At 61.6% G+C, this 16,884-nt stretch carries 10 protein-coding genes; 3 read left to right on the forward strand and 7 right to left on the reverse strand.

Annotated elements, in window-relative coordinates; genetic code table 11:
• Nucleotides 1-16: 16 nt before the first annotated feature.
• From FY528_RS07970 to FY528_RS07980, 3 genes are read left to right on the forward strand one after another with little or no spacing between them, the layout of a single operon-like run.
• Nucleotides 17-1,129: an imelysin family protein gene (locus FY528_RS07970; protein WP_187632050.1), complete on the forward strand. Its 1,113-nt coding sequence runs from the start codon at nucleotides 17-19 to the stop codon at nucleotides 1,127-1,129.
• Nucleotides 1,129-2,496, forward strand: coding sequence for an HTTM domain-containing protein (locus FY528_RS07975; RefSeq protein WP_149070465.1), 1,368 nt, complete (start codon nucleotides 1,129-1,131; stop codon nucleotides 2,494-2,496). The genes FY528_RS07970 and FY528_RS07975 overlap by 1 nt, the downstream gene beginning before the upstream one ends.
• Nucleotides 2,477-4,954, forward strand: coding sequence for a TonB-dependent receptor domain-containing protein (locus tag FY528_RS07980; RefSeq protein WP_262383944.1), 2,478 nt, complete (start codon nucleotides 2,477-2,479; stop codon nucleotides 4,952-4,954). Before FY528_RS07975 ends, FY528_RS07980 begins: the two co-directional genes overlap by 20 nt.
• 96 nt (nucleotides 4,955-5,050) lie before the next feature.
• Here the strand turns inward: FY528_RS07980 and FY528_RS07985 are convergent, their stop codons facing one another.
• The 7 genes from FY528_RS07985 to FY528_RS08015 form a co-directional block, all read right to left on the reverse strand.
• A complete protein-coding gene (locus FY528_RS07985; RefSeq protein ID WP_149070467.1) occupies nucleotides 5,051-5,860 on the reverse strand; it encodes an RICIN domain-containing protein in 810 nt (269 codons plus the stop codon).
• A gap of 100 nt (nucleotides 5,861-5,960) precedes the next feature.
• Complete coding sequence (locus FY528_RS07990) at nucleotides 5,961-7,661, reverse strand: sodium:solute symporter family transporter (RefSeq protein WP_149070468.1); 1,701 nt, start codon at nucleotides 7,659-7,661, stop codon at nucleotides 5,961-5,963.
• A 45-nt stretch (nucleotides 7,662-7,706) separates the two neighbouring features.
• Nucleotides 7,707-8,930, reverse strand: a complete 1,224-nt coding sequence (locus FY528_RS07995; protein ID WP_187632051.1) for an aldose epimerase family protein — start codon at nucleotides 8,928-8,930, stop codon at nucleotides 7,707-7,709.
• A 78-nt stretch (nucleotides 8,931-9,008) separates the two neighbouring features.
• Entirely contained in the window at nucleotides 9,009-10,625 is a 1,617-nt protein-coding gene (locus tag FY528_RS08000) for a family 43 glycosylhydrolase (RefSeq protein ID WP_262383945.1), read from the reverse strand.
• A 43-nt stretch (nucleotides 10,626-10,668) separates the two neighbouring features.
• A complete protein-coding gene (locus tag FY528_RS08005) occupies nucleotides 10,669-11,730 on the reverse strand; it encodes a glycoside hydrolase family 43 protein (protein WP_149070469.1) in 1,062 nt (353 codons plus the stop codon).
• Nucleotides 11,731-11,810: 80 nt separating this feature from the next.
• Nucleotides 11,811-13,376 carry a RagB/SusD family nutrient uptake outer membrane protein gene (locus tag FY528_RS08010; RefSeq protein ID WP_149070470.1) on the reverse strand — a complete coding sequence of 522 codons (1,566 nt, stop codon included), beginning with the start codon at nucleotides 13,374-13,376 and terminating at the stop codon, nucleotides 11,811-11,813.
• Between the two features lie 30 nt (nucleotides 13,377-13,406).
• On the reverse strand, nucleotides 13,407-16,502 hold the full coding sequence (locus FY528_RS08015) for a SusC/RagA family TonB-linked outer membrane protein (RefSeq protein WP_149070471.1): 3,096 nt from the start codon (nucleotides 16,500-16,502) through the stop codon (nucleotides 13,407-13,409).
• Between the last annotated feature and the right edge of the window lie 382 nt (nucleotides 16,503-16,884).

Genomic DNA, 16,884 nt, shown 5'->3' on the forward strand with positions numbered 1-16,884 from the left:
GAAAAAAGCCTTGTCAATGAAAAAGTCCGTTTTGTTTGCTTTTGCGCTTCTGCTTGGCGCGCTCGGTATGATCAGCTGCGAGAAGAACGCGGGTACTGATACGCCCGGGCCCGATGCCGCCGTAGACCGCCGGGCCCTGCTCACGTACTGGGCCGACAGCCTGATGAAGCCGGGCTACCAGCGCTTAAACGACAAGCTGGTGGTGCTGAAAGCCAAAACAACGGCCTTTACGGCGGCGCCTTCCCAAGCTACCCTGCAGGAAGCGCGCGACGCCTGGCAGCTGGCGTATGTGGAGTGGCAGAAAGTAGAAATGTTTGAGGTGGGCCCGGCCGAGCAAGCAAGCCTGCGCAACCACTTCAACATTTACCCGGCCGATGTAACCGGTATCAACAACAATATCAGCACGGGCAGCTACAACTTCGAGCTGTCTACGGCTATTCCCCAGCAGGGCTTCCCAGCCTTGGATTACCTGCTCAACGGCTCGGCGGCCGACGACGCGGCCATTGCCCAGCTGTTTGCCACCTCCGCTAACCACCGCCGCTACCTTACCGATGTGGTAACCGAGATGGAGCAGACCTTCGGCACTGTGTACACCCAGTGGAACGGCTCTTACCGCGACACCTTCATCGCCAACACCGGCACCGATGCCAGCTCCTCGCTTTCGCGGGTTATCAATGCTTACTCCCAGTACTTTGAGCGCTACCTGCGCGCCGGCAAAGTGGGCATCCCGGCTGGTGTGATGACGGGCACTCCCCTACCCGCCAAGATGGAAGCGTACTACTTCCGCGGGGGCCTGCCCCTGCAGCTGGCCCTCACGGCCCACACGGCGGTGCAGAAATTCTTCAATGGCCGCGCCGGGCAGCCCTCCCTGAAAAGCTACCTGGATGCCCTGGGCGCCAAAGACAGCCGCACGGGTCAGGCACTGAGCAGCCTGATCAGCACCCAGTTTGATGCTTCATACCAGCAGCTGTACTCCCTGAGCCCCGACCTGTACACGGCCCTCACGGCCCGGAATGCCGACGCCGTGGCTTCCTACAACGAGATGCAGAAAGCCGTGCGCATGATCAAGGTGGATATGACCTCGGCCCTGGGCATCACGGTAACGTACGTCGACAACGACGGCGACTAATGCCCGCACGACGGCTGCCGTACTCCCTGCACGCGCTTACCCCAGCGGCTCCGCTGGCTACGTTCCGGTTGGCTTTTGGCCTGCTGGTACTGGCCAGCGTTGTGCGTTTCTGGGCCAAGGGCTGGATAGCCGAGCTGTATCTGCAGCCGAAGTTCTTCTTCAGCTACTACGGCTTTGAGTGGATAAAGCCCCTGGGACCCTACACCTATGGGCTGTTTGCGGTGTGCGGCGTGTGCGCCCTGCTGGTGGCCCTAGGTTACTGGTACCGCACAGCGGCGGCGGGGTTGTTTCTGAGCTTCACCTACATCGAGCTCATGGATAAAAGCACTTACCTCAACCACTACTACTTCGTGAGCTTGGTGGCCCTGCTGCTAGTAGTGCTGCCAGTCGGTCGCTACTTCTCCCTCGACGCGCACCGGCACCCCAGCCGCTGGCGCAATCAGGTGCCCCGCTGGACGGTGGATGCCCTGCGCCTGCTCATGGGCATCGTGTATGTGTACGCCGGGTTGGCCAAGCTCAATTCCGACTGGCTGATACACGCTATGCCCTTGCGCATTTGGCTGCCGGCCAAAAACGACCTACCCCTTATCGGGCCGCTGCTTGGGCAAGTCTGGGTGGCCTACGCTTTTAGCTGGTTCGGCGCCTTCTACGACCTCACAGTGCCCTTCTTCCTGCTCTGGCGCCGTACCCGGGCCTGGGCCTACGCCACCGTGGTGGTGTTTCACGTGCTCACGGCGGTGCTGTTCCCTATTGGCATGTTTCCCTACGTGATGATGGTGGCCGCGCTGATTTTCTTTCCCGCTGAGTGGCACGAGCGGGTGCTGCAGCAGCTGCGCCGCCTGTTCGGCCAGGCTCCGTCCTTCCCCCGCCCTGCGGCCCCGCTGGTTTACCGGCCGGCCGTGCGCCGCCTGCTGCTCCTGGGCCTAGGCGCATTTTTCCTGGTGCAGCTGCTGGTGCCTTTCCGCTACCTGCTCTACCCCCACGAGCTGTTCTGGACCGAGGAGGGCTACCGGTTTTCCTGGCGGGTAATGCTCATGGAGAAGATGGGACAGGTGCAGTTTAAAGTAGTCGACGGCCAAACCAAACAAGCCCGGCTCGTGAACAACTACGAGCACCTGAGCGTGCTCCAGGAAAAGATGATGAGCACCCAGCCCGATATGCTGGTGCAGTTTGCCCACTACCTGCACGACTACTACGCCCGCCAAGGCATGCATGCCCCGCAGGTATATGCCGATGCCTACGTGAGCCTGAACGGCCGGCTGGGCAAGGCGTTTATTGACCCCACCGTGGACCTGGCCCGCATCCGCGACGACTGGCGGCCTAAGTCCTGGATTTTACCCTTCGATGATGAGATTACCGGTTTATAGCGCGGCGCTGGCCGTATGCGTGCTCACGGCCAGCGCCGCCGTGGCGCAGCAGGCTACCCTGCAGGGGCGCGTGCGCGAGGCCACTACCAACCGCCCCGTGGCGGGGTGCGAGGTGTACGTGCGCGGCTCCCGCCAGATTGCCCGCACCGACAGCGCCGGCCTGTTTACCCTTTCCCGGCTGGCGCCTGGCCGCCAGCAGCTGCAGCTTTCCTCCATCGACCACGAAGCGCTGCGCACTCAGGTAGAGCTGCCCGCCAGCGGCGGCACATTTGAATTTGAGCTGGTGCGCCGGGAGCGGCAGCTTGGGGAGGTGGTGGTAGCCGCCCCCCAGGCCCGCTTCGGGCAAACGCGCCTGCGTGAGGTGGAAGGCACGGCCATCTTCGCGGCCAAAAAAACGGAGGTGATTGTGCCCGACAACCTGGTGGCCAACCTGGCCACCAACAACGCCCGCCAGGTGTACGCCCGGGTGGCCGGCCTCAACATCTGGGAAAGCGACCAGGGCGGCCTGCAGCTCAGCATCGGCGGGCGCGGCCTCGACCCCAACCGCACAGCCAACTTCAACGTGCGCCAGAATGGCTACGACATATCCGCCGACGCCCTGGGCTACCCCGAAAGCTACTACACGCCTCCCATCGAAGCCATTAAGCGCATTCAGCTGGTGCGCGGGGCGGCTTCCTTGCAGTACGGCACCCAGTTTGGCGGTTTGCTGAACTTCGAGCTGCGCAAGCCCGAGCCCGACAAAACCATCAGCGTGGTCTCCCGGCAGACGGTGGGCTCCTACGGCTTCTTCAACTCCTTCAACAGCGTGAGCGGCACGGTGAAGAAGCTGAGCTACTATGCCTTCGCCCAATATAAGCGCGGGGACGGGTGGCGCCCCAATTCCCATTTCGACAGCAAAACCGCCTACGCCGACGTGCGCTACCAGCTTACGGAAAACCTGAAGCTGGGCGCCCAGTTCACGCACATGAACTACCTGGCCCAGCAGCCCGGGGGCCTCAGCGACCGGCAGTTCGCGCGCGACGCCCGCCAGAGTAACCGGGCGCGCAACTGGTTTGACGTGGACTGGAACCTCTTCAACCTCTCCGCCGACTGGAAACTGAGTTCCCGGGCCAACATCAACCTGACCACGTTTGGGCTACTAGCTTCGCGCAAATCCCTGGGCTACCGCCCCAACTTTGTGGAGCGCGCCGATGACGAGGCGCAACTGCGCGACCTAATTACGGGGCAGTTTCGCAACGTGGGCCTGGAAGCCCGCTACCTGAACCGTTATACCCTCAGCGAAGCCAACAGCGGAGTGCTGCTGGTGGGCACGCGCCTGTACCGGGGCTACAACCACAGCGTGCAGGGCTTCGGGCCGGCCGGCCGCGGGGCCGATTTCCGCTTTGTGCGCCCCGAGGAAGGCCAGAGCAGCCAATCGGCCTATTCCGACTACCGCTTCCCCAACTACAACGCGGCGGTGTTTGCCGAAAACATCTTCTACTTCGGGCCGAAGTTTTCCCTTACGCCGGGCCTGCGCTACGAGTACATCCGCACCCAGGCCGAGGGCAGCTACGGCAGCGTGGAGCGCGACCTGGCCGGCAACATCATCGCCAACAACACCTTCCGGGAGCAGCGCACCAGCCCCCGCTCCCTGTTGATTGGGGGGCTGGGCGCGAGCTACAAAGCCGTGGAGGAGCGCGAGCTGTACGCCAACGTGTCGCAGAACTACCGCTCCATCACCTTCAGCGACATGCAGATTGCCAACAACTCCCTGGTCATCGACCCCAACCTGCGCGACGAGCGGGGCTACTCCGCCGACCTGGGTTTGCGCGGGGAGCAGGGCCAGTGGCTCACCTACGACCTGAGCCTGTTTGCCCTGCGCTACAACAACCGCATCGGGGAAGTGCAGACCTTCGATGCCAACGACCGCACCCTGCGCTTTCGCGGCAACATCGGCCGGGCCCTCATTCTGGGCGTAGAGTCCTACGCCGAGGCCGACGTGCTGCGGGTGCTGCGCCCCACCGCCGAGCCGGGGCCCTGGCGCTGGTCGGTTTTCGGGAATGCGGCCCTGATCCGCAGCCGCTACACAGCCAGCCAGAACGCGCAGGTGGTGGGCAAGCAGGTAGAGTTTGTGCCCCAGGTAAACCTGAAAACCGGCATGCAGGGCGGCTACGGACCATTCAAGGCCTCGCTGCAGTTCACGTACCTGGCCGATCAGTTCTCGGAAGCCACCAACGCCCCCAACAGCCCCCAGGACTCGCAGCCGGATGCCAACTCGGCCGTGGTGGGCTTGATTCCGGCCTACCACATCTGGGACGCCTCTGTGTCGTGGGAGCGGAAATGGCTAAAGCTGGAAGGCAGCGTGAACAACCTGGGCAATGCCATTTACTTTACCCGCCGCGCCACGGGCTACCCGGGCCCCGGCATCCTGCCCGCCGACCCGCGCAGCTTCTTCTTGACAGCCGCCGTGAAGTGGTAGCTTTTCTTGGCAGCTGATTGGCACCAACCTTCAAAAAGAAAGCCCCTTGCTACGCGCAAGGGGCTTTCTTTTTACCAAATAACCTTAAGGCTGCGACTAGCGCTGCACCAGCGTGAGCTGCTGCACCGAAGCGCCTTGCTGCACACGCAGCACGTACAGGCCGGCGGGTGCCGAGGTACGCACGGGCAGCGTGTTCGGGCCGCGGCGCAGCTCCACGGCTTCGCTGTACACCGAGCGGCCGAGCATATCACACAGGCTGATGCGGGCCGGGCCGTTGGCGAGGCCCTGCACTTCTACCCGCAACTGCTGCGAGAACGGGTTGGGCGAAGCCGTCAGGCTGAACGCCGGGCCGGCCGCACGCTTGTTGCCGGTGGTTGCGTCCATGCGCTCTATCAGCCAGCGCTGGGCGTCGTTGCCGTTGTCATCCCACAGCTGCACGTCGGCGCCGGGGTCGGGGCTGTTGCCGGCTACCTCCAGGCACTGATTGGTGCCTTTCAGCGTCACTTTGTAGTAGCCTTCGCCCATGTCCTGCAGCGTCCAGCGCTGGTAATCGGCGTCGGTGCTGTTGTTTTGCTCGATGCGGGTGCCGTGCTCGGTGGCACCACCCACGGGCTGCACGAACTGGTCGGTGTTCAGGTGCATCAGTTTGTAGCTGCCGTCGGTCTGGAGCGTCACCACGAAGCGCTGGGCATCGTTGCCGTTGTCGAGCCACTGGTGAATGCGGGTGCCGGGCGTTGCTAGGTTGTTGTCGACATCGAGACATACGGCCGGCGTCACGCCTTTGTGCGTGAACTTGTATACTCCGCCCGAGACAATACCGGGCGTTTGGGCCCACAGCGCCGGCGCGGTGAGCAGGACCAGCAGCAGGGCTGCTATCAGATTGGGCAGGCGTAAAGTGTTTTTCATGGGGAGTTGGATTAGGTGAAAAAGGAATAAGTTGATACCAAACGAAAGCGCAACGAACAGGAATGGCCTGTGAAGGCAACGCCCCCCACAGGCACCTACCCTACCAAAACTTGACGTACAGAGCCGTAATCAGCAGCAGCGTAATCACAATCAGCGTCAGCGTCTGGGGGCTAACCTTGAACATGCCCGGCTCCAAGTGCAGGGCTTTGGGGTTGATGTGGGGCCCGGCCAGGCTCACCAGCACCATCAGCACCACGGTGAAGAAGAACGACCAGCCCATGCAGATCAGGAAGGGAATTTCGTAGACACCCTGGGCATTGGGGAAGGCCGTGTACAGCACATTATCATGGCCCAGCACGCTCGGGGCGAAGTTGTTGAAGAACACCGAGAGCAGGAAGCCCGCCAGCATCCCGGCCACGGCTGCCGTACCCGTGGTGCGCTTCCAGAACATGCCCAGCAGGAACACCGCCACGATGCCCGGGGAGATAAAGCCCGTGTACTTCTGGATGAAGATGAAACCACCCTCGCCCCCAATGCCCAGCACGTCTTCCCAAGTGAGCAGCACAGCCAGCAGCATGGCTACCAGAATGGTGAGGCGGCCCACCCACACCTGCTTCTGCTCGGTGGCTTCCTTGTGCAGGTAGCGCTTGTAGATGTCGAGGGTGAAGATGGTGGAAATGGAGTTCACCTTGCCCGCCAAGGAGGCCACAATTGCCGCCGTCAGTGCCGCCAAGGACAAGCCCTTGAGGCCATTGGGCAGGAAATTGAGAATGGCCGAGTAGGCGTTGTCAGGGTTAAAGGAGCCGCCGGGGGCCATTTCGGCCTGCAGGCTACCGTTCTTGTGCAGCACGTAGGCGGCAATGCCGGGCAGCATCACAATCACGGGCATGATGATCTTGATCAGCCCGGCGAACAGGATGCCGGTGCGGGCTGTGTGCAGGTTGGCGCCCAGGGCCCGCTGGGTAATGTACTGGTTGCAGCCCCAGTAGTTGAGGTTGGCCACCCACTGCCCGGCCGCGTACATAGCCAGCCCCGGCAGCGCCAGGTACTTGCCGATGTAGGCCTGCGAAGCATTGGGGCCGGGTTTCTCAAAGACCATGTGAAAATGGTCGTCGGCGTCGCGCATCATGGCCTGAAAACCGGCGAAAATGTTGTGGCCGAGGCCGAATTTCTCGCTCACCAGCGTCAGGGCAATGTAGGACGTGGCCAGGCCACCCACAATGAGCACCGTGACTTGCACCACGTCGGTGTAGCCCACTACCTTCATGCCGCCCAGCGTGAGCACCAGGGCAAATACCGCCAGGCCAATAAGCACCAGGTGAAAATGCTCCCCGCCAGTCAGGTTATTGATAGCTAGGGCACCGAGGTAGAGAATGGCCGTGAGGTTGACGAGCACATACAGGAACAGCCAGAAAATGCTCATGATCAGGCTGAGCGTGGAGTTATAGCGCTGCTCCAGAAACTGCGGCATGGTGTAAATCTTCTGCCGGAGGTAGATCGGCATGAAGAACACGGCCACGAAAATCAGGACAATGGCCGCCACCCACTCGTAGGCCGCAATGGCTACCCCCAGCGAAAAGCCGGAGCCCGACATGCCGATGAACTGCTCAGCCGAGATGTTAGAGGCAATCATGGAGGCCCCAATGGCCCACCACGTCAGGGAGCCTTCGGCCAGGAAGTAGTCCTGCGTGGTTACCTGGGCTTGCTGCTTGCTGCGGTACACATAGTATCCGTAAGCCGAAACGCCTACCAGATACAGCAGAAACACGCTTAGATCCAGGGTATTAAATCCATTTCCCATCGGTACAAAAAACCAGGCGTCGTAAGGAGAAGAGAAAAGGGCGGGCTACTTGCGCACGCTAAACCGGTATTCGGTGGTGGAGCGGAATGTCTCGCCGGGCTTGAGCTCCGTGCTGGGGAAATTGGGGCGGTTGGGCGAATCGGGGAAGTGCTGGGTTTCTAGGCAGAGGCCGGCGTACTGGTTGTAGGTCACGCCCTCCTTGCCTTTGAGGTTGCCCTTCAGGAAGTTGGAGGAATAGAACTGCACGCCCGGCTGGTCGGTGAATACCTGCATGGTGCGGCCCGTGGTGGGCTCGTACACCGTGGCGGCCTGCTCAATGCTGCTGCGCTGGGCGTCAGCCAGCACCCAGTTGTGGTCGTAGCCACCGGGGGCCGCGCCCGGCACCTGCTTTATTCTTTCCCCGATGCGGTGGGGCTGGCGGAAATCCATGGGTGTGCCCTGCACCGACTGCAGCACCCCGGTTGGAATAAGGGTGTTGTCGACGGGCGTAAACCGGTCGGCGTTCAGCGTCAGCTCATGGTCCAGGATTCCCTGCTTGGAAGCCAGATTGAGGTTGAAGTAGCTGTGGTTGGTGAGGTTAAGCACCGTCGGCTTATCGGTGGTGGCGGTGTAGTCCAGGCGCAGGGCATCGTCGGCCGTGAGCGTGTACACCACCTTCACGTTGAGCGTGCCGGGGTAGCCTTCCTCCCCATCCTTGCTTTGATACGTCAGCGTCAGCGTCTGCCCATCGGCCGAGGTGCCCGGAGTAGCCTGCCACAGCTTTTTGTCGAAGCCTTCTTTGCCGCCGTGCAGGGTGTTGGGCGCGTTGTTGGTGGGAATAGTGTACGGCTTGCCTTCCAGGGTGAACTTGCCCTTGGCAATACGGTTACCATAGCGCCCAATCAAGGCTCCGAAGTAAGGCCCCTCCTGCTTATAAACGGGAGCCAGATAGCCATCCAGGCTGTCGAAGCCCAGGACTACGTCGCCGAGCTTGCCGTTTTTGTCGGGAACCAGCAAGCTGGTGAGCGTGCCGCCGTAGTTGGTGATGGTGGCCTTCAGGCCGTGGGCATTGGTAAGGGTGTAGAGCTGCACCTGGGTGCCATCGGCCATCTGGCCGAAGACGCTGGAAGTGGGCATGGTACGGGAGGCTGACTGGGTAGTATCGGCAGCGGCAGCGGAGGCAGCATCAGTCGATGTACCGGTGGTGGTATCTGACTGCTGGCAGGCGGCCGTCAGCAGCAAGCTGGCCAGGCCGGTTGTCACTACCCCGGTGCGGGAAAAAGATGTCATAGACAGGAGAGAAAGAAGAGAGCAGGGGCGCCGACGAGGAGGTTTTCCAAAAAAGCCTTACGTCGGAGCACCCGTTCTTTAAGGGTTGGGAACGAGAGAAAACTGCTCGAAGGAAGCCACGGTAGTAGCCGGCCCGTGGGCCAGCACCCCGGCCCGGATGCCCCGGTCCCACGGGGGCAGGTATGCCCCATTAACGGTGGTTCCATCGGCGGGTAGGGGCTGCCAGGTTTTGCCTTCATCGGCACTCCAAGCAAAGCTGAACCGGCTCCCTTGCTGGGCCTGCAAACGAAGGCGCAAGGCTTTGGTAGCCGGCAGTGCCGCCTCGGCCAGGGTTTTCGATTGTCCTTTTTCCGTTTGCACGAGCTGCACCTTGCCGCCACCCGCTACTACCGACAGCAGATTATCCGGGTCGCCGTGCGCGGCCAGGCCGGCCTGGCTGCCCGCGGGCAGGCTAGCTGGGTTAAGCAGCGTGGTAGTAGCGGTGTAGCCCGGCGTGGTAGTCGACTGACCCAGGGCCGCCCCAGCATGGTCGGGGCGGGCGGTGAGCTGCAGCTGCCCGCCCCGCAGAGCGAAGGCAGGGCGCTGCTCTACCGGCCACTGCCAGGAAGGCTGCAGGGCCTTACCCGTAAACTCATCGGTGAAAGCCACCGGCGTGGGCGCCGCTGGAGCCGCTGGTGTGCTGCCGCCCTTAAATTCAGGCCAGCCGGAGGCCGCCCAGGTAAACTCACTTAGCACACCCTGGCGGCCCACGAACTCCTGGCTGCCTGTATGGTAAGCATGATGAAGCATATACCAGCGGCCCTGGTGCTCTACGGCCGTGCCATGGCCGGGGCACTTCCAGGTGTCGTTGTTGATAAGAATGGGGTTGCGGGCGTATTTCTCCCAGGGGCCGAGCAGGTTTTTGGCCCGCGCCACGCCCGTAGCATAGGTACAGCCGCGGCCGCAGCAACCGTTGCCGGCATAAAAGGCATAGAAGTACCCCTGGTGCTGCACAATGGATACCCCTTCCACCAGGTTGCCTTCCCAGGTGCTGGGGTCGTTTCGAAACAGCTCCTGCTTCTCCCCTACCAGGGCCGTGCGCGTATCGTTCAGTCGTTGCGCCCAGATGGGCGTGGGCTGCTGCACACTGTTGCCGTCCTCTTTCCAGATCAGGTAAAGCTGCCCTTTCTCGTCCCGCATCGGGAAACCGTCAATGGAGCCGTCGGGCTGCCCAACTAGGGGGCCGTGGTCGGTGTAAGGGCCGGCCGGATTGTCGGCACTGGCTACGCCTACGGCCAGGTTACCGCCCCGCTTGTGGGCGGTGTAAAACACGTAGGTTTTGGCACCTTCCTGGCTGATTTCCGGGGCCCAGAAATAATAATCGGCCCAGGCCGGCCGCTCGCCCGGAAACACGTGGCCTACTAGTTCCCAGCTCGTGAGGTTGGTAGATTTCAGCAGCGGAAACGTGGGGCCCCAGTTAGAGGACGTAGCCGTAGCCCAATACGTATTGCCCACCTTCACTACGGATGGGTCGGGAAAGTCGCCGGGCAGCACGGGGTTGGGAATAGCCGCCGCGGTGGCCGTGGACTGCGGCCGGCTGGTTTCGGGAGGGCGGCTGGTGGTGGCCGGCTGCTGGCAGGCCGCCAGCAAGGCCAACCCCAAGGCCCATGAGCCCCCGAAACGATGAATAGTTGTACTTAAAACGGGTTGTGGCAAGGTCTCAGCGTTTAAAAACGAAAAGGAATCGGGCCTGGCCTGCTTACTCGCCCGACGGCTTGGGCAACGCAGTGCCCAGGGCTACCGGCGTACCAAAGTTGGGCGTGCCATCGGCATTCCACGTGAACTTCTGAATGCGCGGGCTGCGCTGGTCGCCGCAGCCCTGGCCGGCCTGGGGATTGGCGTGGTAGATAATCCAGTCCTCGGTGCCGTCTTTCGACTGGAAGAACCCGTTGTGGCCCGGGCCATATGCTTGGCCAGCCGGGTTCTTGGTGAACACCGGCGTGGCCGACTTCGTCCAAGAGGCGGGCAGCATGGGGTCGGCAGTGGCTGAAGCGGTGAGCATGCCCAAGGCATAGTCGTCGGTGCTGCAGTGGCTGGCCGAGTACACCAGGAAGGTTTTGTCGCCGTGCTTCAGGATTTCGGGCCCTTCGTTTACGTCCGGGTCGCCAACGGTTTCCCAGCTGTAGTCGGGTTTGGATAGCTGCACCCGGGGCCCCACCAGCGTCCAGGGGTTGCTCATCTCCGAAATGTAGAGGCGCTGCTCCCCGGTCGCCTCAATTTCGTGGCCCGACCAGATCAGGTAGCGCTTGCCATTCTGCTCCAGCACAGTGCCGTCGATGGCCCACAGGTCCTGGTTGGGGCTGGCAATGCGGCCCTTGTACACCCAGGTACCGGTGGTAGGATCAGCGGAGGCATTCTCCAGCACGTGCACGCGGTGCCCGGCGCAGCAAAATGGGTCGGCGGAGTAGTAGATGTACCACTTCCCATCAAAGAAATACAGCTCGGGGGCCCACAGGTCGCGCTGGTTCACGCCACCCTGCTGGGGCGACCAGACTACGGTGCTCACTCCCGAACCCAGCTCCGACATCTTTTCCGTTTTGCGGATGGTGATGTTGCCGCCCGTGGTGCTCATGTAGTAGTAGGTGTTATCCTTCCGGTACACCCAGGGGTCGGGGCCGGCGGGCAGGAGCGGGTTCTTAAAAGTGGTGCTAGTGGTGGGCGCGTTGGGTACGTAGGGGGCCGGCTTGTCTTTCTTGCAGCCCAGCAGCGTTAGTGAGGAAAGAAGCAGGACGCTGGCCGCCCGGTATAGAGGGGAAAACATAAGCAAGGGAAAAGTAGCGGCAGATAAGAAAACACGCCCGACGCAAGGGCTCCGCCAATGCGCCGGGCGTGCGGCGGAGCTTATTTCCAGCCCGGGTTTTGGGTCAGGTTGGCAATGTCCACGTCGGTGCGCGGAATGGGCAGCAGGGCCGATTTCCCTACTTCAAAGTTGTTGAAGTCGGGGTCGCGGGCTTTCAGCTCGTCGATGCCGGCCTGGCTGTCGAGCAGGCCCCAGCGGCGCAGGTCGTGCCAGCGCCAGCTTTCCCCGGCCAGTTCCGTTACCCGCTCGTGCATGAGCTGGGCACGCAGGGCCTCCTGCCCCAGGCTGCCGAGCGGGGCCAGGCCCACGCGGGCCCGCACCTGGTTCACGAGCGGCAGCGCTTCGCCGGTTTTGCCCTCCTCGTTCAGGCACTCGGCCTGGGAAAGCAGTACATCGGCGTAGCGCAGTACGCGGTGGTTGATGGGCGAATAGTAGCCTTCCGCATTTTTCCAGTAGTCGTTTTCGTACTTGCGCCAGTATACGCGGCCCCGGTTGTAGGCTTCCGTGGCGAAGCGCTGGTCCAGGGTTAGGTTGTCGTAGGCCTTGTCGTCCTGGTCCACGGGGTCGGTGGGGTCGTTGGGGTAGCCGGCGCGGGTGCGGCTGAAGAAGAGCGTGGCCGCCAGGCGGGGGTCCTTTTTACCGGTAGCCGTCTTCTCTTTCAGGAACTCATCAATCAGCCAAGCGCGGGCTTCGCCGTCGGTCCAGCCTTTGCCGGGCAGTCCGAAGAACTGGGCGCGCTGGCTGGCCTCGGAGGCCCCGGCGTAGTCGTCGTCGCGGTCGGCGCTGTATTCGGCCGTGAACTGCACCTCAAACACCGACTCCGAGTTGTTTTCCCGGTCGTGGCGGAAGTTGTCGCGGTAGTCGGGCGTCAGGGAGTACCGGCCCGAGCCGATGACCTCGGCCAGTTGCGCGCTGGCCTCGGCCCACTTACGCTGCTGCATGTAGGCCTTGCCCAGCAGCGCGGTGGCCGCACCCTTGGTAGCGCGCCCAATGTCGTTGCCGGAATAGGATACGGGCAGTCCGGCTTTTGCCGCTTCCAAGTCCTGCACAATGAAGTCCCAGACTTCCTGCTCCGAGGCCGCCTGCGCGGGACGGTAATCCGCCGTAGCGGGCTCGGTAGCCATTACGGGGCGCCCGTACAGCGACACGAGGTTGAAGTAGTGCAGGGCCCGGATAAAGCGGGCTTCGCCCAGCAGTTGTGCCTTCAGCGTAGCGTCCATCTCGATGGCCGGCACGTAGGCCAGGACCTGGTTGCACCGGTTGATGCCCACGTAGTGGTGCCCCCAGACGTCGGTGTTTACGACGAAGTTGTAGTCGGCCAGGATAAACTTAGTGAAGTTCTGCAGTTCGGGCCAGGGGCTGCTGGAGAAGCCTTCGTCGGAGCGCAGGTCGTAGGCAAAGTAAATCCAGCGGCGGTAGTTCCCCAGCTGCTGCAAGCCGCTGTAGGCGGCCAGCACGCCTTTGTTAGCGTCCTGGCTGTTCTGCCAGAAGGTTTCGGCGGTGGGCAGGTTGGGGTTGGGCTGGTCAAGAAGGTCTTTCTCGCAGCTCGTGGAAAGCAGCAAGGTGCCGGCTAGCAGGGCCAGCAGCCGTTTTTTATAGAAGGTCATGCGTGAAATCAGCAAGAAGTGGGTGGGAGATTAGAAGCCTACCTGCAGGCCGCCCGTGATGGTGCGCACGTTGGGGTAGTTGCCGTCGTCGACGCCGCGGGCCAACGGGCCAGCCCCCACAATTTCCGGGTCGTAGCCGGTGTAGTCGGTGATGGTGAACAGATTAGCGGCCGTGATGGTAAACCGCACGCTGCCGATGCCAGCCAGCTTCTCCGTCATGGGCTTGGGCAGAGAGTAGCTTACCTGCAGGTTCTTCAGGCGCAGGTAAGCCCCGTTCTCCAGCCAGCGGTCCGAGGTCTGCAGCGCGTTTTCGCCGCCTCCCAGTAGGGGTCGGGGCGTGGTGGTAGATGGATTGGTGGGCGTCCAGGGCCGGATGTCGGCGCGGAAGTTCCCGTTGTCATCCATGCGGTCGGTCCAGTAACGGGTTACGTTGAAGATTTCGTTGCCCGACACCCCCTGGAAGAGGGCCGAGAGGTCGAAGCCTTTGTAGCCCAGGTTCAGGTTGAAGCCATACTGCAGCTTGGGGAACACCGTGTCGATAAAGCGCCGGTCGAGGTCGGAAATAGTCCCGTCGTTGTTGATGTCTTCATACTTCACGTCGCCGGGCTTGGCGCCGGGCTGAATGACTTTGCCATCAGCGCTTTTGTAGTTCTGAATTTCTTCCTCGCTCTGGAAGATGCCGACCATGTGCCGCAGGTAGAACGCCCCTATGTTGTGGCCTACTTCGGTACGGGCTACCCCGCTCGGGCCACCGGAATAGTTCTGGCCTTCAAAAGCGAGGCGGGTTACCTTGTTGCGCAGCGTCGTCAGGTTGGCATTCACCCCGTAGCGGAAGTCGCCAGTGGTGTTCTGGAAGCCGGCCTGAAACTCAAAGCCGCGGTTTTCCAACTCGCCCAGGTTGGTGAAAGGATTTCCCCCCTGGTTACCCAGGTAGAGCGGAATAGTTGGGTTCACGAGGGCCCCCGTTGTACGGGCAATGTAGTAGTCGGCTCCCAACGTGAGGCGGTTATCCAGGAAACCTGCATCAAAGCCTACGTTGGTCGTGCGGCGCTCTTCCCAGCTCAGGTTTTTGCTGGCCAGCTGTGCCTGAATAGAGCCATTTTGCACTGGCTGCGAACCGCCCCCGCCAAGTGGGTAGTTTACGTTGGTATTTAGTACGCCTTGGTACAGGTATTCCAGGAGGTTGTCGTTGCCGAGCTGACCGTAGCTGGCGCGCAACTTCAGGTCGCTGACCAGTGGTACATTTTCAAAGAAAGCTTCCTTGCTGATGCGCCAGCCTAAAGAGAAGGCTGAGAAGGTTCCCCATTTGTTGACGGGGTCAACCAGCGAAGTTCCGTCGCGGCGCACGGCGGCCGTGAGCAGGTACCTGTCGTCGAAGTCGTAGGCCAGCTGGCTCAGGTAGGACCGTTTCGTCCAGCGGCGGGTTTCGCCGCCCACGCTGGCCGCACCCGTTGCCCCCGGAAACGCCCAGTAGTACGTGGGGCCCGTGCCGAAGCCCTGGGCATCGGCAATGGTATTGCGGAACGTATTTTTTTGCTCGGTGTACCCCACCACGGCGTTCACGTTGTGCTTGCCGAAGCTGCGCTGGAAGTTCAGGGTGTTTTCAGCCAGCAAGAACACCCGCTCGCCCCGGTTTTCGAAAAGCTGCGAAGGCCGAATCGGCTCGTTCATGCGTAGGCCCGCAGCTTGGCCGTACTTGCTCTCGGTACGGTCCACGAAGCCCACGTACTCCATGCCCAGGTTCAGGCGGTAGCTCAGGAAGTCAAACAGCTTAATTTCCGGGGCAAGGGAGCCAATAAGGCGGTTTTCCAGGTTGGTGTTGTGGTACACATCCTGCAGCCCCACGGGGTTGGTGCCGAAGGTCACCTGATTGGTGTTGCCGATGCCGTAGCCGCTTACTGTTGTGGGGTCCTTTACCGGAATAATGGGCAGCATGCGCAGCACGTCGATGAACGGAATGCCGTTCACACGGGTGGTCATGGCCCGGGAAAGCTGGGCCGACTGCTCGATGCGGAAGCGGCCCCGGTTGGCACCGGTGTTCACCCGCACGCTGTAGCGGTCAAACTTGGGTCCGATGATGGTGCCCTTCTGGTTGAAATAGCCAAGCGACACATTGTAGTTAGCCGACTCGCTGGCCCCGCTCAGGCCCACGTTGTGGCTCTGCACCCCTCCCCGCTGAATCAGGGCCTTCTGCCAGTCGGTATTGATGGCGGGCGGGTTGGCGGCACCACTGTATATTTCCCCTTCCTTGCCCGCGTTGATGTACATCTGCCGGGTAATATCGGCCCACTGCTCGGTGCCGGCCAGGTCGTAGGTACGCGTAATGTTCTGTACCCCGGCGTAGCTGTTGAAGTTGACGGCGGGCTTGCCTTGCTTACCACGACGGGTGGTGATGATAATCACCCCGTTGGCCCCGCGCGAGCCGTACGGCGCCAGCGAAGCCGCATCTTTCAGAATCGTGGACGACTCCACGTCACTGGGGTTGATATCGCGGATTTCGCGGGTCCACACGCCATCGATGATGTAAAGTGGGGAACTGCCCGCTTGAATGCTGCCTATCCCGCGGATATTCACGATGGGGTCTTGGCCGGGCGCTCCGGAGTTAACGACCTGCACCCCAGCCGCACGGCCCTGCAAGGCTTCCGTGACGGAAGCCACCGGCGCCCGCCGAATCTGCTCCTGCCCTACCTGTGTCACGGAGCCCGTCACCTGCTCGGTGGGCAGGCGCAGGTAGCCTACCACAACTACGTCGTTGAGCAGTTTGGTATCCTGGCCAAGCGTGATGGACACGTCGCTGCGGCCATTCACCGCCACCTCCTGGGTGGTGTAGCCTACAAAGGAAAAAATCAGGGTGGCGTTGTCGCCCACGGAAAGCGTGTAGCGGCCGTTGCTGTCCGTAGTTACACCGTTGCTGATGCCTTTTTCCAGCACCGTTACGCCGGGCATGGCCTGTCCTTTTTCGTCCAGTACAGTACCGGACACTGGCTGCGCGGGCACCTTCCTCAGGTTCACGGCCGCCGTGGGTATGGCTGCTTGCGCCCCTACCGGGGCCACCGTTGCCAGGGGCAACAGGCACAGGAAAGCCGGTGCTGCTTGCCGCCCCAGCCTAAGGTAAGATTTGTTCATAGGAAAGAATTTGTGGGATTGGTAAGGGGAGGAAGTATTGCAAACGTTTGCACTAGTGTTGCCAAGGCAAACGTTTGCAAAGAAGGATCTACGCTGCGGTGAGACTGAAGAAAAAGGACGAAAAACAGGATGAAAGCCGGATTTCTGACCCAGGACGTGCAGGATCCAGGTTGGGCTACTGGGCTAAGGCAGCGTAAGAATAAGCACGATTCAAGCAATTGTCAAGAAATATCAAAAGAAATACTTCTATTGCTGAGCTCATGAGGATAACTAAAGTGGTGTTAAATCCTATAAAATGCTTTTACCGGAGCGTCAGCGCCATTTTACCCAACCCGTGCTGAATATAGGCGTGGAGAATTTTGACAAACGTTTGCACGGACCG

The sequence above is a fragment of the Hymenobacter lutimineralis genome, assembly GCF_008271285.1.
In the GTDB taxonomy this organism is placed as follows: domain Bacteria; phylum Bacteroidota; class Bacteroidia; order Cytophagales; family Hymenobacteraceae; genus Hymenobacter; species Hymenobacter lutimineralis.

Bases quoted from the DNA above. Each gene is read 5' to 3' on its own strand.
- FY528_RS07970 (WP_187632050.1), top strand. From the start codon at position 17: ATGAAAAAGTCCGTTTTGTTTGCTTTTGCGCTTCTGCTTGGCGCGCTC.
- FY528_RS07995 (WP_187632051.1), bottom strand. From the start codon at position 8,930: ATGACATCTTTTTCCCGCACCGGGGTAGTGACAACCGGCCTGGCCAGC.
- FY528_RS07975 (WP_149070465.1), top strand. From the start codon at position 1,129: ATGCCCGCACGACGGCTGCCGTACTCCCTGCACGCGCTTACCCCAGCG.
- FY528_RS07985 (WP_149070467.1), bottom strand. From the start codon at position 5,860: ATGAAAAACACTTTACGCCTGCCCAATCTGATAGCAGCCCTGCTGCTG.
- FY528_RS08005 (WP_149070469.1), bottom strand. From the start codon at position 11,730: ATGTTTTCCCCTCTATACCGGGCGGCCAGCGTCCTGCTTCTTTCCTCA.
- FY528_RS08015 (WP_149070471.1), bottom strand. From the start codon at position 16,502: ATGAACAAATCTTACCTTAGGCTGGGGCGGCAAGCAGCACCGGCTTTC.
- FY528_RS07990 (WP_149070468.1), bottom strand. From the start codon at position 7,661: ATGGGAAATGGATTTAATACCCTGGATCTAAGCGTGTTTCTGCTGTAT.
- FY528_RS08010 (WP_149070470.1), bottom strand. From the start codon at position 13,376: ATGACCTTCTATAAAAAACGGCTGCTGGCCCTGCTAGCCGGCACCTTG.
- FY528_RS07980 (WP_262383944.1), top strand. From the start codon at position 2,477: ATGAGATTACCGGTTTATAGCGCGGCGCTGGCCGTATGCGTGCTCACG.